Below are 19,455 nucleotides of genomic sequence, written 5' to 3'. Positions count from 1 at the left end.
GCCAACCGGCGGGCGGGCCTGTGCGCTTGAGTGGCGCTGTCTTTCTCCCTCCCCTTAAAGGGGGTGAAGCAGGGGTTTCGGCGAGCATGCTTGCCGCCTGCTGAACGACGGAGCGCAGCTGAGGCTCCCGGGTCGGGGTGGGGTTCGCGGCGCCCATTGACCCCATCCCCATCCCAACCTTCCCCTTGAAGGGGAAGGAGCGAGACAGCGATGCGCTGAATCGCCAATTCCCGTTTTCCCCTCTGAGAGCGATAACAATGCCCCACCCGACAGACCTGCAAGACAAAGTCATCATCGTTACCGGCGGCGGCAGCGGCATGGGCCGCGATGCCTGCCTGGCGCTGGCGCGCGCCGGCGCGCGCGTCGTGATCGGCAACCGCAGCGCCGAGGCGGGCGAGGCAGTGGTCGAAGCGGTCCGCGCACTCGGCGGGCAGGCGGTGTTCCGCGTCACCGACGTCTCGCGCGCGGCGGACTGCGCGGCCCTGGTGCGCTGCGCGCTCGACCACTACGGCCGGCTCGACGGCGCCTTCAACAACGCCGGCCTGCAGCGCGAATTCGGCGACATCCACGAGACGCCCGATGCCGACCTGTCCGACGTGATCGACATCAACCTCAAGGGCGTGCTCTACATGATGAAGTACGAGGCCGCGGCGATGCTCGACAGCGGAGGCGGCGCCATCGTCAACAACAGTTCGATCTTCGGCCTGAAGGCGATGCCGCGGCTGGCCTATTACGTCGCGGCGAAGCACGGCATCGTCGGCGCCACGCGCGCGGCCGCGCTGGATTACGCGGCGCGCGGCATCCGGGTGAACGCGGTGTGTCCGGGGCCGATCAAGACACCGAGCTACGACCGTGTCACGGGCGGCGACGACCACATGTACGACGAGGGCGTGCCGATGCGCCGGATCGGCATGCCGGGGGAGGTGAGCGCGGCGGTGCTGTGGTTGCTGTCAGGGCAGTCGTCGTATGTGAGCGGGGCAGCGCTGGCGGTGGATGGGGGGATGAGCGCGGGATAGGGGGAAAGGGCGCTACCGGGCGACGACGATCCAGCGTCCGCGAGCCAACTCCTTCCCCTTCAAGGGGAAGGCGGGGATGGGGATGGGGTTCCGGGCGATGGAACTGGCTCCCAAACTAACCCCATCCCCACCCCAACCCTCCCCTTGAAGGGGAGGGAGTAAATCGGTCCAACCCGGGAGCCTCCGCTGCGCTCCTTCGTTCAACAGGCGGCAAGCGTGCTTGCCGAAACCCCTGCCTCACCTCCTTGAAGGGGAGGGAGTAAATCGGTCCAACCCGGGAGCCTCCGCTGCGCTCCTTCGTTCAACAGGCGGCAAGCGTGCTTGCCGAAACCCCTGCCTCACCTCCTTGAAGGGGAGGGAGCAAATCGGCCCAACCCGGGAGCCTCCGCTGCGCTCCGTCGTTCAGCGGGCGGCAAGCGATGTTTGCCGAAACCCCCGCTTCACCCCCTTGAAGGGGAGGGAAAAACCCCGCAGCCCTTAGCGGGATTTCGACTCCCGGGCAGAAAGTAAAAAGGGGCACCCCGAAAACCCGGGGCACCCCTTATTACTGCAACCCGGACGGCGCCTGCGCGCCGCCCGTCACCCGGCTCAGCGACCCGCCGCCTGCAGCGTCTGCAGCGTGAAGTCCTTCTGGCTCATGCCGGGTACGTTGGTCTTCCACGAGCCCGAATCGACCAGGAACACCGTCGCATGGTTGCGCTGGAAGTCGATGATGGCGCCGCCGGCGCTGCGGACGTCGGTGAAGCCGTCTTCCGCCTTGGCCGGGTAGGAGTGGAATTCCATCATCTTCCAGAACTCGCCCTTGCGGTTGTAGGCCTCGCCGTAGTAGATGCGCGGGTACTTGGTATCCACGTACAGCACCTTCTTGCTGTACGGGTGCTCGGACGGCGTGGTGGCCTCGATGACGTACACCTCGCGCGGCTCATAGACGTTGCCGTTCATGTTCCAGAACGGCGCCTTGTTTTCCAGCACCGGGTACTTCTCTTCAAACGTCTTGCCGTTGCGGTTCCACAGCGGGGTCTTGCTGTGCGCCACCGCCAGCACGGTGCGCTTGCCCAGCATCTTGTAGCCGGTGTACCAGCACGGACGGGCGTTGAAGATCTCGAGGTCGTCCTGCAGCTGGTCGGACGAGCCCACCGGGTCCATCCAGGCGCCGCCGGAGAGCCGGCGCACGCGACGCACTGCCGGGATGTAGGCCCACACGTCCGGCACCTTGGCGTTGTCGTACATCACGGTGAAGGTGCCCAGGCCCTTCATGTCGGACGGGGCCTTGAAGTACAGCAGCTGGCGGCCGCGCTCGCTGCCGTCGCCTTCCACCGCGTCGCCGGACAAGCGGCCCTTCATCGAGTAGCGGATGAATTCGGCCACCGGCTCGGCGTGCACGCCCTTTTCGCCGTCGATCAGCACCTGGGTGAAGAAGGGCGCGTGGGCGAGGTCGCCGGAGAGCTGGCCGAGGTGCCAGTTCCAGATCACCTTTTCGGCGGCCTGCGGGTCCTTCATGTCGATGTCGGGGAAGGGCTGCCCGGCCTGCCAGCCATCCACCTGGCAGGTCTCGGCGTTGATCTTGGTCTTGCCGGCGTTGGCGGCGGAGGCCTTGACCCACTTCGGATCGAGCGGAATCTCCTTGGCCTTCGCCAGCGGCACTTTCATGCCGCTGTTGCGGATGCGCCATTCCATCTTTTCGGTCAGCAGGCTGGCGATGGTGTGGCCTTCGAAGGTGTCGTTCTTCACCTTGTCGATGTTCTCGGCCGAGATGACCGTGCCCGCCGGCAGTTCGGCGGCGTGCGCCAGCGCGCAGGCGGCAAGGGCGATGACCGCGGCGGCCGCGCGCAGCACAGGTTTCTTGATGTCGTTCATGAAGAGGCTCCGGGGGTCAGAACAGGTAGGTCAGGCTGGTGTAGAGCTGGTCGCGCTTGTGGAAGTAGCCGAACAGCGTGGTGCTGTCGCAGTTGCTGGCATTGGGCGCGGCGCACTTGTTGCTGTCGCGCCATTCGTCGTCCCAGAACTTGTCGTACTCCACCTTCCAGCGCCAGTTCTTGGAGAGTTCGACGGTGACCGAGGGCACCGCGAAGCCGCCGCCGTTGCTCAGGTCGGTGCCCACCACCAGTTCCGGACGGACGCGGCCGTTGTCATACGACAGGCCGAAGATGCCGGTGAGCAGGAAGGAGTGTTCCTTGGCCTTGCCGCCCCAGCCCACCGAATACAGCAGGCGCTCGTCCTTGTCGTAGCCCTGGATCCATTTGTCGAACAACTGCACCGAGAAGAACATCGGCTTTTCGGTGCCCAGCAGCGACTGGGTGAAGGCCAGGTTCTTGTCCATGCGGATCATCCAGGCGAGCACGTCCTTGTACTTCACGCCGTCGAAGCCCGGCGCCACCACCTGCGAACCGAAGGAGCCGGGAATCGACGAGAAGTTGTAGGGCGCGTCCTTGATATAGGCGACTTCGGTGCTGAACACCGCGTCCGCCCAGTCCGCGTAGCCGCTGGCGGTAAAGCCGAATACATCGACGGTCGGGTAGATGATGTCGCCGAACAGGCCGTTGGTATCGGCGCGGCCCTCGGTCTTGACCGGGCTGGTGCCGGGCATGCCGTTGAACTTGCTGGTGCCGTTCATGATCGGGCTGGCCCAGTAGGTCTTCAGGTAGGAGAGCGAATAGTTGATGTCGCCCGCCATGCCGCTCCAGCGGACGCCGCCGGTCACGTCGCGCACGTCGCCCTTGTCGTTGCGGTAGTCATAGGGGTCGATGTTGCGGAAATCGACGCCCGCCCACGGCTGGCTGGACCAGCGGCCGCCGTAGATTTCGAGTTCGGTGCCGATGTCGCTTTTGCGGTCCCAGCCCGGGCGGATGAACATCTCGAGGCCGCCGTCCAGTTCCGGCACGTCCACATTCACCTTGGCCATGATGTTGGCCTTGCGCAGTTCTTCGTTGGCCGGTTCCAGGAAGGAACGCCAGGTCCAGTCGAAGCCGTGCACGAGGTCGTTGGCGGCGAAGAAGTCGGTTTCGCCCCAGGCGATCTGCTGCTTGCCCAGGCGCACGCGGGTGCGGTCGCCAAGCGTGAAATCCACGTACAGCTCGCGGATGACGTCGCTGATGTGGTTGCGGTTGTACAGATCCATGATGTCGCCATCACGGTAGTTGTTGGCCCCCATCTTTTCGAGGTGGCGCAGGAAGGGCGTCTGCACTTCGCCCACCGCGCGCAGCTTGGCGACGACCGACACGTTCTCGGTGGCCTTCCAGTCCAGGTTCAGGCGGGCGGTGGTGCGCGCCATCGACAGCTTGCCGCGGTCGTTGTAGTTGGGCGTGTCTTCCCAGTCCTGCATGTTCCAGGACATCTCCTGGCGCAGGTAGCCGTCGACCTTGAGGTTGCTGTCGTCGGCGAAGGCGGGGAGGGCCGGCAGCGCAAAGGCGAACGCGATCGCGGTGCCGAGGAGGGCGCGGGCAGGTCTGGTCGTGCTGCTTCTCTTCTTCATGAATGCTCCCTGGAGGTGAGTCGAATGGGTGCTGCGCTGAGAGGGTGGAGAGGGTTCAGGCGGCCGCCGCTGCCGGGCGCAGGCCCGCGAGCACCGGCTTTTCCTGGCGGCCGAAGATGAAGGCGGGGCGGAAGACGTAGATCACCGAAGGCATCACGAACAGCGCCGAGGCGGCGGAGACGCCGAGCCAGATCGCCATCAGCAGGCCCATCTCGGCCTGAAAGCGCAGCGACGACGCCCACCACAGCAGGGTGCTGAAGATCAGCACGCTGGCGGTGACCAGCACGCCCATGCCGGCCGAGTGCAGCGCCTCGTGGATCGCGTGCTCCGGCGTGCTGCCGGCGGCGATCTCTTCCTTGATGCGGTCGGCCACGTAGAAGGCGTAATCGACGCCCAGCCCGATGCCGAGCGCGGCCACCGGCACGGTGTTGATGTTCATGCCGATGCCCTTCCAGGCCATGAAGCTGAAGGTGAGCGTGTTGGAGATGATCACCGGCACCATGAACAGCATGCCGGCCACGGTGGAGCGGTACACCACGGTGCAGATCACCACCAGCACGAAGAGGGCGAGCGCGATGTGCTCGATCTGGCTCGACAGGATCACTTCGTTCACCGCCGCCATCACGCCGATCAGCCCGCCGGCAAGCTGCCACTTGCCCTCGGCGAGCGGATGGGTGTCGATGAATTCCTTGATGCGCGCCACCGCGGTGCGGATGGTCTCGCCCTGCCGGTCGCGGAACATCATCGTCACGGCGCCGTTGGCGTAGGCGGTGTCGGTGAAGCGGTCCATGTCGCCCGGCTCCGATACCGAGTCGAGAATGGCCACCAGGCTGCCGTTCACCGCCTGGCTGTCGCCCAGTTCCAGGTAGCGCGGGTTGCCTTCGCGCAGCGTGCTGTTCACCACCGGGATCACGTCCGCGATCGACAGCGAGCCGCCCACTTCCGGCTGCGCCTCGATGAAGCGCTGGAAGCTGTTCATCGCGTGCAGCACCTCGTTGGACTTGACCAGGCCTTCCTTGCCGTCCTCGCCGATGACGATGAACATCCGGTCCACGCCCTGGAAGCGCGCATTGATGGCGGCGGAATCGACGTTGTAGCGCGCCTCCGGCCACAGGATGGGCGAACCCGGATTGGCGTCGCCGACCTTGAGGTGGAAGGCGTAGTAGCCGGACACCGCCATCACCACCACGCTGCAGCCGATCACCGCGTAGCGGAAGCGCGAGGTCGCCATCCACACGCCGAAGTCCAGCACCTTGCGCAGCAGCGGCGCGAAATCCACCGGATGCACCGTGCCGTGCGGGCGGCGGATGTAGGACAGCAGCACCGGGGTCAGGATCACCGCGCTGATGGTCAGCGTGGATACCCAGATCACCGACAGCAGCGTCAGCTTCTGCAGCATCGGAATCGGCGACAGCGCCACCACCGCCATGCACGCGGCATCGGCGATGACGCCCAGCATGCCGGGGCGGAAGAGGTCGGCGAGCGCCACCTTGGCGGCCACCCGCGCGCAGTCCGCGCCCGGCGGCAACACCGCGAGTTCGTCGTCGAAGCGATTGACGATCTGCACCGAGTGCGACACCGCCCGCGAGGTGATCAGCATCGCCACCACGATCACCAGCGGTTCGAAATGCACCTTCAGCAACTGGCAGATGCCGAGCGCCCAGATTGCGCTGACCACGCCGGCGAGCAGCGGCAGCAGCACGCCGCGCCAGGTGCGCAGCAGCACGAACAGCATCGCCAGCGTCAGCGCCATCGCGGCGGCGATCAGATTGATCGTCTCCGGCACGTAGTGGTTCACCCAGCCGTACAGCATCGGATCGCCGACCACGCGGATGCTCACCGAGCCGTCATCGACGCGCGCGATCAGGTCGCGGATCTCGCGGAACACGGTGGCGTAATCCACCTCGCGGTCGATGAAGTCGACCGTGATCAGGGTGGCCTGCAGGTCTTTGGACACATAGGGCCCATACACCAGCGGGTTGCGCAGCACCGAATCGCGCAGGGCGGCCATCTCCTCCGCATTGGCGGGCAGGTCGGGCCACATCAAGGGCTTGGTCTCGATGCCGTCGGTGGAGGCGCGCACCTCCTTCAGCTTCTTGGAGGCGAGCGAGGTGATCTGGTAGGGATTGACCGCCGACACTTCACGCAGACCCAGCGTGATGGTGCGCACCTTCTCCAGCACCTTGGCGTCGAAGATCTCGCCCTGGTCGACCTCGACCATGATCGTGACCATGTTCGAGCCGCCGAAGGTGTCCTTGAACTTCTGGTGGGTCTGTATGTACTCGTGGCGCGACGGCAGCATGTCCTCGAACACGGTGCGCACTTCCACATGAAGCGCGAACCAGGAGAGGACCAGGGTCAGCACGGCGAGCGCGCCGACGACCAGGTTGCGGCGGCGGATACAGAACTCCGCGATGCGTTCGATCATTTTTCTGCTCTCTGTTTTGGGGCGATCACGCGCGGGCGCGCGCTTCAGTTGCCGAGGGTGTTCCAGGCCTGGCCGTCCCAGCGGCCGATGTTGGCGCCGGCAAACCACGCCGGGCCGCCGGCCACCGGCAGCACGCGGGTGTGCCAGGAGAGATCGCGCTCGTGCAGGCGGCCGCTCTGCCACTGCGCCGCCTGCGCATCGGCGGCGATCCAGCGCCCGAGCGCGCCGGCGCCGACCCAGCGCTGCTGCGCGGCATCCCAGGCAATGTCGAAAAGGTGGTCGTGGAAGCCGAGCTCGGCCGCGGTCCAGGTGTGGCCGCCATCGCGCGTCTGCAGCACCACGCCTTCCAGGCCCACTGCCACGCCGTGGGTGGCGTCGCGGAAGGCGACCGCCATCAGCGAGCTGCCGACCGGCGCGGGCGGCTCCGTCCAGTGGCTGCCACCATCGTCGCTGACCAGGATGCGGCCGAATTCGCCCACCACCACGATGCGCGCCCCGCCGGGCAGTGCGACGTCGTTCCAGGCCAGGTCTTCCTCGTCACGCAGGCGCGACCAGGTGGCGCCGTAGTCGCGGGTGATCAGCAAGGCGCCCATTTCCCCGGTGGCGACAGCGAGGCCTTCGGCCCCGGTTTCCACCCGGGTGAGCTTGTTCGCCACCTCGGAGCGCGGCACCTCCGCCACCTGCTGCCAGCTCGCGCCGCCATCGCCGGAGACCAGGATCACGCCGTCGTTGCCGACCGCCGCCGCGCGGCCGGCATCCCAGGTGGCGACGTCCTGCAGCGTCTGCGTGGTGGGGGCGGGCACGCGGTCGATGCGGCCGGACGCGCTGTCGATGCGCAGGATCTTGCCGCCGGACCCCACTGCGAGCAGCCGGCCCTCGGGGCCGACCGCCAGGCCGTAGTAGTGATCGCGCCGCTCCAGCACCGGCGGCTGCAAGGTGGCGCCCACCGGCTGCGGCTTCACGAACAGGCCCGCCCACAACAGCCCGCCGATGATCGCCCAGGGCAGGGCGCTGACGACGTAGCTGGCCGCCGAGCGGGCGGGTTTGGAAGCGGCCGCGGCGGGCGGCGGCGAAAGGGAAGCGATCTGGTCTGGCATGCGGTCCATGTCGTTCTGTCGGGTGCGTTTGGGGGTTTCGCCTTGACGGCTTTTTGTGCCCTCTAAGCTAGAGCCCGCGCCCCACAGGGACTATCCGCCCACCGCATGCCTTATCCCTTGCGCGCAAGGGATTCCTCCGCGCTCCGCGCAGCCGCATCGTCCGTCCGGCCCGTTCGTGTGCGCTGTGCCCATCTCCCTGTGGCGTAAGCACTTTTCCGGTTCATGACGCTGGCAACAGCGCTCGCGCCTCGCGCGCATGGCGACATCCACCGCCTCCATCGCGGAGCGCCAGTCGCAGGCCGGCAAGTCGTGAAAATGCACGCGCCCCGGCACCGCGGCAGTCGCGTGCAGCGCGCGGGTGACGGGCGGCTTCTGGCGGCCATTTCATTCAATTTGGAATTGTTCTTGCTTAAACCACCCTGCTGCCGGTGAGGGCGGCGCGATCGGGCGGTAAACCGCCACGGAGCGCGCCGAAACAGGGCCGGCGAGGCACCACGCCCGGCATCGGCCGCACCCGGGTGGTGCAAGACCCCGCGCCGAAGCCGCCATCGCGCGCGCAACACAAAGACAGCGCCGACCCCGCAGGAGAACGACGTGATGCTTGCCACTGGAACCGCCCCTGAATTCGCCCCACCCGCCGACCCGGCGCTGGCCCGCTTCCCGCTGTTCGAAACCCGCGACGTGGACGAGGCGCGCGTGCGGGGCGCCCAGGTTTTCTGCGATCACAAACTGCAATTGCTCGACCGCCACAGCTCGATCGACGCCCGCATGTGCTTCAAGCGCCTGCGCGGCGTGGGCATCGGCCGCATGACCTACGGCGCCCACGTGGCCGTGGAGCCGGGCTGCCTGGAGGATTTCCTGCTGGTGCAGATGCCGCTGAGCGGCGCGGAAATCCTGCGCAGCGGTGACATCGTGGTGAATTCCAGCCGGCGCATCGCCACCGTCGCCAGCCCGCAACGTCCTTTCTCGCTGCGCCACGAAGCCGGCACCGAAAAGCTCTTCGTCCGCATCGACCGCGACGTGCTCGAACGCCACTGCCTGCAACACCTCGGCCACGCGCTGCGCCAGCCGCTGGAGTTTCGCCTCGACATGCCGCTGGATACCGCGGCGGGCCAGCAGTGGATGCGCGCGCTGCGCTGGCTGGTGGCCGAGCTGGACAGCGTGGCCGACGGCGAGGTGATCACCAGCCGCTACCCGCTGCTCGCGGCCCAGTTCGAACAGATGCTGATCTCGATGCTGCTGGTGTGCCAGCCGCACAACTACAGCGAACAACTGCAGGCCGATGCGCCGAGCATCGCCCCGGCCTTCGTCAAGCGCGTGGAGCGCTACATCGAGGACAACGCGCACGAACCGCTGACCATCGTCGACCTCGCCGCGCACGCCGGCGTCAGCAGCCGCTCGCTGTTCGCCGGCTTCAAGCGCTACCGCGACACCACGCCGATGCTGCATCTGCGCGAGGTGCGCCTGCGCCGCGTGCGTGAGGCCTTGCTGGAGGGCCGGCCGGGGCAGACCACGGTGACGAGCGAGGCGATGCGCTGGGGCTTCTCCCACCTCGGCCACTTCACCGCCGCCTACAAGCGGCGCTTTGGCGAAAGCCCGTCGGAAACCCTGGCGCGCGGTTGAGCACGGCGGCGCGGCCGTCTCAAAAAAAAGCGGCGAGGCACGCGGCCCCGCCGTTAAAAGTGCGCAGACTGTAGCCCGCGCACCGCCATGGAAGATGGGCTGCGCGAATCAGCGCGGCTGGGCGAGCGGATGACCGCGCCGCAGCGTCTTGCCGAGCGCGTAACCCTGCACTTGCGCCGCGCGCGTCACGAGCAGGAACTTGAAATGCCAGCCGGCCGCCACCGCGGGCAGGGCCGCAAGCGCTCCCAGCACCCCGGCGCCCGCAGGCCAGAGCAGCGCGGCGACGAGCGCGGCAACCGGCGCCAGCGTGCCCGCCAGCATCAGTCCGACGTGGGCGGGCGCCAGCGCGCGCCGCGTGGCCGGGGTCACGTCGCCTGCCAACAGGCGTCGGCGATAGCTCAACCAGCACAGCGCGCGCACCGCCACCACCGCGAGCAGCAGCCCACACAGCAGCGTCGACGCGGACCCGAACGCCAGCGACAGCAGGAGCAGCACGCCCGCGCCTTCCACCAGCCCGGTGGCGGCGATCAAGGGCACCACGCCGGGCTGGCGCCACGCGGGGATTCCCCGCGCGGCGCGCAGGATGCGCCCCTGGCAGTACAGGAAGAGCAGGGCCAGCGCGCCCGCGAGCCACGACACCCCGACCAGGCCCGTCGCCAGCGCGGCGGCGGCCGAAGCGAAGATCAGCGCCGCGACAAAGGCTTCGCGCGTCATCCACGAGGTTTGCGGGTGGAACAGCACGTTGAAGGCACGCAACGGGCGGCCGATCTCCGCCCATACGCAGAGCAGCCCGGCACCGATCAGCGCGAGGCCGGCGAGCAGCGCCCACAGCGGCGTCGCCCCGGGGTAGGCGGTGAAGGAGGCCAGCGCGATCAGCGCCGAACCGCTGCCGCCGCCGATGAAGTTGCCCGCGGCGCGCCAGTCCCAGCTGGTCTGGTGGGCGGTGCCGAAACGTCCGAACTTGCTTGGGTTCATTTCTCGTTCCACAGGTAGAAGAAGCCCGGCTCGGTGCCCAGTTCCTCGTGCATGCGGAACCAGGTGTTGTCGGTGAGCAGCTTCGAGACATTGCTGTCGGGGTCTTCGAGGTCGCCGAAGGTGAGCGCGTTGGCGATGCAGGCGTTGGCGCAGGCGGGTGTCGCATCCGGATCGACGCCGGGCTTCAAGCCGCGGGCGAGGCCGGCATCGACGCGGTCCGAACAGAAGGTGCACTTTTGCGCGACGCCGATGCGGCCTTCGTCGAAGCGGAGCGCCTCGGTTTCGGTCGGCTGCTCGCCGTAGGCGAAGCGCGGCGTTTCCACCTTGTAGCGCGCCTGGTAGGGGCAGGCCACCGCGCAGTACGAGCAGCCGATGCAGATGTCGTAGTCGATGGTGACGATGCCGTCCTTGCGCTGGCCGGTGGCGGTGCTGGGGCAGACCTCCATGCACGGCGGGTCGGAGCAGTGCTGGCAGCCGACCGGCATGAAGAGGCGTTCGACATTGGGGTATTCGCCCATCTCCACATCCAGCACCTTGCGCCACTGCACGCCCGGCGGCGTGGCATTGGTGTGCTTGCAGGCGGCGGTACAGGTCTGGCAGCCGACGCAGCGGTTGAGGTCGGCGACCATTACGTAGCGGGTCATCGCTTGCTCCCGATCTTCTTGATCTTGACGAGGACGGCGTCGACCGCCGAGCCGGTGCCATCCACCAGGTCCATGTTCATCGGCACCAGGTTGTTGAGGCTGGGCATGTCGAGGTCCTTGGCGTAAGGCGTTTTCCAGTGGCCGAACTGGCCGACCATCACCACCGTGTCGGGCCGCACGCCCTGGCGCAGCAGCGCGCGGCCGCTGGTGACGCCGACCGGCGAGGTGACCTCGATGCGGTCGCCCTGGGCGATGCCCATCTCGTCGGCCACCTTGGCGTTGATCATGATTCCGTCGTGGCCGGCGACGTTGGCGGCCACCTCGCGAATCATCTGCAGGCTGACGTTGCCGCCCCAGGCGTACTGCATGCTGCGCGCGGTGAGCAGCCAGAACGGGTAGTCGCTGGCCTTGATCTTGTAGGCGCGCTCGTAGGCGTCGGCCCACAGCTTGTTGAGGTCCTTCCAGGTGGGCAGCGGCTCGTATTCGTGCAGCTGGCGGTCCCACCAGGTGACGCCCTGCTCGTGCAGGCGCGCGGCGAGTTCCTGACCGATGCGCAACACGCGCTCCTGGTAGGGCAGTTCGAAACGCAGGCCCATGTCCTCCATCTTCGGGTAGAGGTACCAGTTGATCTTGGGGAAGGGTTTGACGCGGAAGCCGTTTTCCTTGAAGTAGGCGAGACCGTCGCTGGCGGCGCCATCGGTCACGTCGGCGCTCGCCGCGCGGCACACCGCGTCCCAGGTTTCCTCCACCGTATGCGGCTTGCTCACGTCGAGCGAGAAGTCGTACTTGTCGGTTTTCAGCGGCAGGCCGGCGGCGCCCATGTTGATCATGGTGTTGTAGGCCTCGAGCAGGCCGGTGCGCTTGGCCAGCTCGGTCGAGATCCAGGTGAAGTCCCTGGCCTCGCCGCGCGGCTCCACCACCGGCTGGCGCAGCACCCAGCCCTGGCTGTCCCAGAACTGCTCGAAGTAGTGGGTGCCACCGAGGCGGATGAGCTGGGTGCTTTCGAGGTCGATGGCCTCGGGCAGCACCAGGTCGGCGAAGTGGTTGGTCTCGTCCTGGGTGTAGGAGAAGGCGACGGTGAAGGGGAAGGTCGCCATCGTCTCGCCCATCTTGTCCGTCTCGGAGAACGAGATGTTCGGGTTGCAGCGATAGACGAACCACAGGTCGGGCGGCTTGGGCTGGCCCCAGCTGTCGGCCGCGCGGCCCTGCAGGCGCATCCAGGTGAGCACGGTGGAGCCCATCAGCTGGCTGGTGAGGCCGCCACCGATGATGGGGATCAGCGTGGTGTGGCCGTGGCGCACCTGCGGCTGCGCCGCCCAGTGCTCCTTGTCGGTGGGGTTGAAGGGGTAGTCGAGGAAGCCGTCCGGGCTGGGCGCGACCGAGCCCATGCGGTCGAAGTCCATGCCGGAGATGTGCACCGTGCTGCCGAGCAGCCCGCCCGGCACCTCAAGCCCGCCCACCAGCACCATCAGCATGGTGCGCGCCCACACGCATTCGTAGGCGCCCCAGCCGTTGTTCACACTTTTGCCCAGCATCACCGCCACCGGGCGGAAGGGCAGGGTGCGGCCTTCGAACTCGATGGTCTCGCCGATGCGGGCGTGCTCGACGAACTCATTGGCGATGCGGCGTATCGTCGCCGCAGGCACGTCGGTGATCGGGGCCGCCCATTCCGGCGTGTGCGGCGCCACCATCTCGCGCGTCACCTCGAAGGCGGTGGTCGCCTCGACCGCGCCGTGCATCCACTCCTTGCCGTCGGCGCCCACTTCCAGCCCGCTCAGGCTGTAGCGACCGAGCAGCGCGGGATCGGCCCCCGGCGTATCGAAGGGCACGGCGCGCTGGCTGCCCGCGTCCCAGATCAGCGGCTTGCGGCTGGCGGGATCGCGCAGGAAGAAGCCGTTGGGGCCGACCAGGTAGGGCGAGCCGGTGCGCGCCTTGAGGAAGGGGCGGTCGAGATCCGCCAGCGGGCGCTCGTGCAGCAGCACGTGCAGCATCGCGTACAGGAAGGCTGGATCGGTCTTGGGCCGGATCGGAATCCACTCGCTCGCGGACGCGCCGGTGATCGACAGGTGCGGCTCGATCTGCACCCGCTTGATGCCGCGCGCCCGTGCATCCGCATGGCGGCGCACGCTGGTGACGCCGCCCGAGGCGTCGATGTTGTTGCCGAAGGAGACGATGTATTCGCAGCGCGGCGTGTCCGGGCAGACGGTGAAGGCGCGGTGCCACAGCTCGCCGTAGACGTGCTCGGTGTGATAGCACTTGACCGTGCCGCCCGCGCCCAGGCTCTGATCCACCGGCCCCCAGGCGGCGAGAAAGGAGGCGAAGGTGCCCATGTAGAAATAGGGCGTGGCCGCGCCGCCGGTGGTGAAGGCGACGCGCGGATAGCCGTCCTCATCGACCAGGCTTTCGGCGCGGATGGCATTGAGCCTCGCGGCGATGGTGTCGAGCGCCTCTTCCCATTCGATCTCGACGAAGCCGGGGTCCTCGCCGCGGCCTTTGCGCGGGTTGGTCCGCTTCATCGGCTTGAGGATGCGGTTGGGGTTGTAGATCTTCTGCACCAGGCCGTAGGGCTTGACGCAGACCTTGCCGTCCGCCGGGTGGTAGCCCTTGGCGGCGAAATTGGGCGCCACCGTGGTCGCCACGCCGTCGGTCACCTCGACGGTGAGCATGTCCGGGCCATTGACGCACTGGTAGCAGTAGGTGGACACCTTGCGCGTGCTGCTCATGGGGCTGCGATGCTCCTTGCAGGTCGTTGGGATGCGGCCCCGGCCGAAACCGGGGGCACTACGGCAGGGAGCTTATGAACTGGCCGACCTGGCCACTATCCGCAGGCTGCAGCGCCTGTCCCGCCGCCGCAGCTTCCGCAGCGCAGTCCGGCTGCACACCGCCCAAAGCGGGGATAACCCGCCTGCGGCTATGGGAAAAGTAATAGACGGGCGGGAACGGCTTCTGTTTTAATTTAGATATAAACAATTCCTGCCATGACAGGAGCGATGGAGGAGACGCCATGGAACTGCAAGGCCACTTTGCGCCCGCGGGCGCAAGACCCCTGCTTGCCAACTTTCCGCTGTTCCGCACCTCGGACCTCGACGAAGCGCGCGACAAGGTGTCGCGGGTGTTCTGCGACCATCGCCTGCGGGTGGTGGACCGCAGCCAGCGCATCGGCGCCGAGATGTATCTGCGGCCGATACGCGGCATCGGCGTGGGGCGCATGCGTTACGGCGCCAGCGTGGCGATCGATCCCGGCCAGCTGGGCGACTTCACGCTGATCCAGATGCCGCTGCGCGGATCGGAAGTGGTGGAGCACGCGGGGCACACGGTCAATTCCAATACCGACGTGGCCTCGGTGGTCAGCCCCACGCAGGCGGTCAGCATTCGCCACGGGGCCGACACCGACAAACTCTTCATCCGCATCGACCGCGAAACGCTGGAACGTCACTGCCGCCAGCACCTGGGCGGCACGCTGCGCGAGCCGGTGGAGTTCCTGCCGGAGATGGCCCTGGGCAGCACCCGCTGCCAATCCTGGGTGCGGCTGATGAAGTGGCTGTGCGAGGAAATCGGCCACGAGAACCCGCAGGGCGAAGCGGTGCTCGATTCGCCGCTGTTCTCCGCGCAGGTGGAACAGATGGTGATCACCACGCTCCTGATGTGCCAGCCGCACAACTACTCCGAACGCCTCGCGCAGGATGGCCCGTCGATCGCGCCGCACTTCATCCGCCGCACCGAGCGCTACATCGAGGACAAGGCCCACGAGCCGCTCACCATCGGCGAACTCGCCGAACACGCGGGCGTCAGCACCCGCTCGCTGTTCGCCGGCTTCCGCAAGTACCGCGACACCACGCCGATGCAGTACCTGAAGGACGTGCGGATGCAGCGCGTCCATCAGGAACTGCTGCGCAGCGCCCCCGACACCACCACCGTGACCGACGTGGCGATGCGCTGGGGTTTCTCGCACCTCGGCCACTTCGCGGTGGACTACAAACGCTGCTTCGGCGAAAGCCCCTCGTCCACGCTCGGCCGCTGAGCAGCCCAGGCGATTTCTGCAACATCCGGATAGGCGCCAGAGTTTCGGGATAGTTCGCCACGTACCGCGTCACTAGATTGGGCACACCGGCCGCCAAGAGCCGGCCCCCAACAGACAGATGACAAGGACACGAACATGAGCGAACGCAGCAGCGGCTTCGTGCCGCCGGTACGCAACGACAACAAGTTCAAGCTCGGCTTCTTCGCCGCCAACTGCTCCGGCGGCATGTCGGTCACCCAGGTGCCCGAGCGCTGGCAGAACACCTGGGACAACAACCTGCGGCTGGCAAAGCTCGCCGACGCCGCGGGCATCGAGTTCATGCTGCCGATCGCGCGCTGGATCGGCTACGGCGGCGCCACCGATTTCCACGGCAACGTGCTGGAGACGATGACCTGGGCCGCCGGCCTGCTGGCGCACACCCGGCACATCAACGTGTTCGCCACCATCCACACCGCCTGCAACCACCCGGTGGTGGTCGCCAAGCAGATCGCCACCATCGACCAGATCGGCAAGGGTCGCGCCGGCCTCAACATCGTCTGCGGCTGGAACAAGCCGGAATACGACGCGATGGGGCAGACCCTGCCAGACGACCACGACACCCGCTACCGCATGGGGCAGGAGTGGTACGACATCATCGAGAAGCTGTGGTACGAGAGCGCGCCCTTCGACTGGGACGGCGAGTACTTCAAGCTGAAGGGCGCCTACGGCCAGCCGCATCCGGTGGTGGACCGCGTGCCCATCTTCAACGCCGCCGGCTCTGCCCAGGGCCGCGACTTCGCCACCCGCAACGCCGACTTCCTGTTCACCTCGGCGATCGACCTGGCGCGCTCCAGGGCGGAGATCGCCGAGATCAAGGCCATGGCCGCCGCCAAGGGCCGTGCCATCGACGTGCTGACCTTCTCCTACGTCGTGTGCCGGCCGACGCAGAAGGAAGCCGAGGACTACCACCACTACTACTCGCAGCAGCACGCCGACTGGGCGGCGGTCGACAACATCATCCGGCTGATGTTCGCCCACGCCGAGTCCTTCCCGAAGGACCAGCTCAAGCTGATCCGCGACCGCTTCTCCGGCGGCCACGGCGGCTATCCGCTGGTGGGCGATCCGCAGCAGGTGGCCGACGGCATCTGCGCCCTGCACGAGGCGGGCTTCGCCGGTTCGACGCTGTCCTTCGTCGATTACGCCGAGGAATTCCCGTACTTCCGCGACACCGTGCTGCCCATCCTGGAAGCCCGCGGACTGCGCAAGGCCTTCAAGGTGGCGCCATGAGCAGCGCGGTGCTGGAAGCGCCGCTGTCGGCGGAAGCCTTCAGGCGCGGCATGCGGCGGCTGGCGCTGCCGACCGCCGTGGTCACCACCGCGCACGACGGCGTGCGCGGCGGACTCACCGTGTCGTCGCTGTGTTCTGTCAGCACCCAACCGCCGCGGCTGCTCGTTTGCATCAACACCGCCGCCAGCGCCTTTCCGCTGCTGCGTGCGAGCGGCGTGCTCGCGGTCAACATGCTGGCCGAAGGGCAGGGCGCGCTGTGCATGCGCTTCGGCTCCAGCCGTTGCAGCGGCGAGGCGCGCTTTGCCGAAGGGCGCTGGGAGACCGCCCGCACCGGCGCGCCCCTGCTGGCCGACGCGCTGACGAGCTTCGATTGCCGTGTGGTGGAGATGCACGAATCCGCCACCCACGCGATCGTGATCGCCGATGTGGTCGAACTACGCACCGCGCCCGACGCGATGCCGCTGCTCTACCGCGACGGCGCCTTCGCCCGCCTGCACCCGGAAGCGGCGCCATGAGCGCGGCCGCGCGCCGGCCGAAACGCCGAGCAGCGCCACCATCACCGTGACGCAGCCCGCACCCGGCGGGCGCCGGCACCTGCGTGCCGTTTCCGGACAAGCACTGCAGTTGCCGGATAGCCCTTCGCCCGCCGGCCCGCTAGCTTCGGATCGCCCGCCGCCTGTGGCTGCGCGGCGGCCCGACCCTTTCACCGCCCGGAGGACATTCCGATGAAGCAAGACCCTCCCGACAGCGCGGGAGCCCCGCCGAAGGTCACCCGCCGCGGCGTGCTGAAGGCGGGCGCCGGCGCGGCGCTCGCCGCCCTTGCCGGGCCAGCCGCGGCCCGCGCGGCAGACGCCGCCACCCTGGACCGCCCGACGCTGGCGCGCTGGCGGGCGTGGGCCGAGGCCCTGGTGCCGGGCGCTGCCGCAGCCGGCGCCGCCGAATACCTGGCCGCGCAGCTCGCGCTGCCACGACATGAGAACACCCTTTTCCTGCGCTACATGGATTGGCCCGCCGGCCACGCCGCGTTCTACCGCGACGGCCTGGCCGCGGTGGATGCGCTTGCCCGGCGCCGTCACGGCCGCGGCTTCTCGGCGCTGGATGCCGACGCGCGTCGCAGCCTCGTCGATGCGGTTGCCAGCGGGCAGGCGGAGGGATGGGCCGGTCCGCCGGCCGGACTGTTCTATTTCGTGACCAAGGCCGATGCCGCCGACCTCGTGTTCGGCACCCGCCCCGGCATCGAACGGCTGGGCCTGGACTACCGCGCCCATGTGGAACCGCCCGCGCGCTGGCCGGGCGAAACTGCGGCGACGGGGAGGCTGCGCGGATGAGGACGCTGGACGCAACCGAAGTCGTCGTCGTTGGCGCCGGCCAGGCCGGCAGCCTCGTCGCCGCCAAGCTCGCCGCCGCCGGAAAGCAGGTGACGGTGTTCGAAGCCGGCGCCGCACGCGGCACCGAAGCGCTCGTGAGTTCGCAGATCTGGGCGCGCCGGCTGAAAGGCACGCCGGATCTCGCGGCCAGCGCCGGCGATCATCCGCTGGGCATCACGTTCAACACGGGGCAGGGCGCCGGCGGCACCGCCGCCCACCATTACGCGTGCTGGTTCCGCCTGCATCCGGAGGATTTCGAGATGCAGCGCCGCCACGGCGTGGCCGCCGACTGGCCGTTCGGTTACGACACGCTGCGTCCGCACTACGACGCGGTGCAGGAGGAGGTGGGCATCGCCGGTGACGCCGCGGCGGAACGCTGGCGCCCGCCCGGCGCGGAGTATCCGCTACCGCCGGTGCCGCGCTTCCGTCAGGGCGAAATCCTCGCGCGCGGTTTCGAGCGCCACGGCCTGCACGTCGCGCCGCTGCCGCTGGCAATCGCCACCGCGCCTTATCGCGGCCGCGAGGCCTGCATCTACGACGGCTGGTGCGACGCGGGCTGTCCCACCGGCGCGCTCGCGAACCCGCTGGTGACGTATCTGAAGTGGGCGCAGGCCGCCGGCGCGAAGCTGAACTACCGCCACCGCGTCGAGCGCATCGTCACCGACGCCGCAGGCACGCGCAGCATCGGCGTGATCGTGGCCCGGCCCGACGGCGAGCGGGTGTTCCAGCCCGCTGCGCTGGTGGTGCTTGCCGCCTTTGCGCTGGAGACGCCGCGCCTGCTGCTGGCCTCCGCCACCGACCGCCATCCGCAGGGGCTGGCCAACGCGTCCGGCACCGTCGGCCGCTACCTGCACACGCACGCAGCCGGGGGCGTCTTCGGCCTGTTCGACGAAGCCACCGACTGCCACCTGGGCGTCAGCGGCGGGCAGCTCGTCTGCCAGGACGGTTACGGCAAGGCGAAGCGCGAGGGCAAGGACTTCATCGGCGGCTACCAGTGGCTGATTGCGCACTCGACCAAGCCCAACGACCTGCTCGGCATCGCCTGCAGCCGGCCCGACCTGCACGGCAGCGCTTTCAACAGCTTCATGGGCCAGGCCGCCACGCGCTTCGCCTCGATGACGGCGGTGGGCGAAACCCTGCCGCTGGCCGAGAACCGCGTCGAACTTGCACCGGGCACCGACGGCGCCGGCATGGCGAAGATGCGCGTGGTCCATCGCTTCGACGACAACGCGCTGCGGCTGTACGCCCATGCGATGAAGGAGGGCGTGGCGATCTTCAACAGCGCCGGCGCGCGCGAGGCCTGGCATGGCCCGATGGCGAGCATGCATCTGATCGGCGGCACCCGCATGGGCAGCGACCCCGCAACTTCGGTTGCCGATGGCTGGGGCCGCTGTCACGAGCTGGCCAACGTGTTCATCGCCGGCCCCGGGCTGTTCCCCAGCGGCGGTGCGGTCAATCCCACCTTCACCGCGTCGGCACTGGCACACCGCACCGCTGCGCACCTGGTGGCGAACTGGAGCGATTACGCCCCATAGCCGCCCCGTGC

The 19,455-nt window shown here is 68.1% G+C and carries 14 protein-coding genes; 7 read left to right on the top strand and 7 right to left on the bottom strand.

Going from position 1 to position 19,455, the window contains the following annotated elements; all coding sequences use genetic code 11:
* The first annotated feature begins 257 nt into the window (after positions 1-257).
* Positions 258-1,016 (top strand): SDR family NAD(P)-dependent oxidoreductase, encoded by a 759-nt coding sequence (locus dqs_RS10360; RefSeq protein WP_065340424.1) that lies wholly within the window; start codon positions 258-260, stop codon positions 1,014-1,016.
* A 588-nt stretch (positions 1,017-1,604) separates the two neighbouring features.
* On the opposite strand, the gene dqs_RS10355 is transcribed toward dqs_RS10360, so the two are convergent.
* From dqs_RS10355 to dqs_RS10340, 4 genes are read right to left on the bottom strand one after another with little or no spacing between them, the layout of a single operon-like run.
* Positions 1,605-2,873: a DUF1329 domain-containing protein gene (locus dqs_RS10355; protein WP_065340423.1), complete on the bottom strand. Its 1,269-nt coding sequence runs from the start codon at positions 2,871-2,873 to the stop codon at positions 1,605-1,607.
* A 16-nt stretch (positions 2,874-2,889) separates the two neighbouring features.
* Positions 2,890-4,488 (bottom strand): DUF1302 family protein, encoded by a 1,599-nt coding sequence (locus dqs_RS10350; RefSeq protein ID WP_065340422.1) that lies wholly within the window; start codon positions 4,486-4,488, stop codon positions 2,890-2,892.
* A 55-nt stretch (positions 4,489-4,543) separates the two neighbouring features.
* The gene (locus tag dqs_RS10345) at positions 4,544-6,916 is read right to left on the bottom strand and encodes an efflux RND transporter permease subunit (protein ID WP_065340421.1); all 2,373 of its coding nucleotides are present in this window, start codon (positions 6,914-6,916) and stop codon (positions 4,544-4,546) included.
* Positions 6,917-6,960: 44 nt separating this feature from the next.
* Positions 6,961-8,022 carry a WD40/YVTN/BNR-like repeat-containing protein gene (locus dqs_RS10340; RefSeq protein WP_065340420.1) on the bottom strand — a complete coding sequence of 354 codons (1,062 nt, stop codon included), beginning with the start codon at positions 8,020-8,022 and terminating at the stop codon, positions 6,961-6,963.
* A 588-nt stretch (positions 8,023-8,610) separates the two neighbouring features.
* Between dqs_RS10340 and dqs_RS10335 the strand changes: the two genes are divergently transcribed.
* Positions 8,611-9,636 (top strand): AraC family transcriptional regulator, encoded by a 1,026-nt coding sequence (locus dqs_RS10335; protein WP_011765682.1) that lies wholly within the window; start codon positions 8,611-8,613, stop codon positions 9,634-9,636.
* A 108-nt stretch (positions 9,637-9,744) separates the two neighbouring features.
* Here the strand turns inward: dqs_RS10335 and dqs_RS10330 are convergent, their stop codons facing one another.
* The 3 genes from dqs_RS10330 to dqs_RS10320 are packed head-to-tail and all read right to left on the bottom strand — an operon-like array spanning position 9,745 to position 13,978.
* The gene (locus tag dqs_RS10330) at positions 9,745-10,611 is read right to left on the bottom strand and encodes a DmsC/YnfH family molybdoenzyme membrane anchor subunit (RefSeq protein ID WP_065340419.1); all 867 of its coding nucleotides are present in this window, start codon (positions 10,609-10,611) and stop codon (positions 9,745-9,747) included.
* Positions 10,608-11,255, bottom strand: a complete 648-nt coding sequence (locus tag dqs_RS10325; RefSeq protein WP_011765680.1) for a 4Fe-4S dicluster domain-containing protein — start codon at positions 11,253-11,255, stop codon at positions 10,608-10,610. The genes dqs_RS10330 and dqs_RS10325 overlap by 4 nt, the downstream gene beginning before the upstream one ends.
* The gene (locus dqs_RS10320; protein ID WP_065340418.1) at positions 11,252-13,978 is read right to left on the bottom strand and encodes a molybdopterin-dependent oxidoreductase; all 2,727 of its coding nucleotides are present in this window, start codon (positions 13,976-13,978) and stop codon (positions 11,252-11,254) included. The genes dqs_RS10325 and dqs_RS10320 overlap by 4 nt, the downstream gene beginning before the upstream one ends.
* Positions 13,979-14,259: 281 nt before the next feature.
* Between dqs_RS10320 and dqs_RS10315 the strand changes: the two genes are divergently transcribed.
* From dqs_RS10315 to dqs_RS10295, 5 genes are all read left to right on the top strand, one after another.
* Positions 14,260-15,276, top strand: a complete 1,017-nt coding sequence (locus dqs_RS10315; RefSeq protein ID WP_065340417.1) for an AraC family transcriptional regulator — start codon at positions 14,260-14,262, stop codon at positions 15,274-15,276.
* Positions 15,277-15,411: 135 nt separating this feature from the next.
* On the top strand, positions 15,412-16,542 hold the full coding sequence (locus tag dqs_RS10310) for an LLM class flavin-dependent oxidoreductase (protein WP_065340416.1): 1,131 nt from the start codon (positions 15,412-15,414) through the stop codon (positions 16,540-16,542).
* Entirely contained in the window at positions 16,539-17,057 is a 519-nt protein-coding gene (locus dqs_RS10305) for a flavin reductase family protein (RefSeq protein ID WP_084018418.1), read from the top strand. The genes dqs_RS10310 and dqs_RS10305 overlap by 4 nt, the downstream gene beginning before the upstream one ends.
* A gap of 210 nt (positions 17,058-17,267) precedes the next feature.
* Positions 17,268-17,870 carry a gluconate 2-dehydrogenase subunit 3 family protein gene (locus dqs_RS10300; RefSeq protein WP_065340415.1) on the top strand — a complete coding sequence of 201 codons (603 nt, stop codon included), beginning with the start codon at positions 17,268-17,270 and terminating at the stop codon, positions 17,868-17,870.
* The gene (locus dqs_RS10295; RefSeq protein ID WP_065340414.1) at positions 17,867-19,444 is read left to right on the top strand and encodes a GMC family oxidoreductase N-terminal domain-containing protein; all 1,578 of its coding nucleotides are present in this window, start codon (positions 17,867-17,869) and stop codon (positions 19,442-19,444) included. The genes dqs_RS10300 and dqs_RS10295 overlap by 4 nt, the downstream gene beginning before the upstream one ends.
* Positions 19,445-19,455: the final 11 nt, after the last annotated feature.

This window comes from Azoarcus olearius (assembly GCF_001682385.1).
Classification (GTDB): domain Bacteria; phylum Pseudomonadota; class Gammaproteobacteria; order Burkholderiales; family Rhodocyclaceae; genus Azoarcus; species Azoarcus olearius.
Note: the sequence above shows the minus strand (reverse complement) of the source record. Positions and strands in the feature narration are given on the sequence as shown.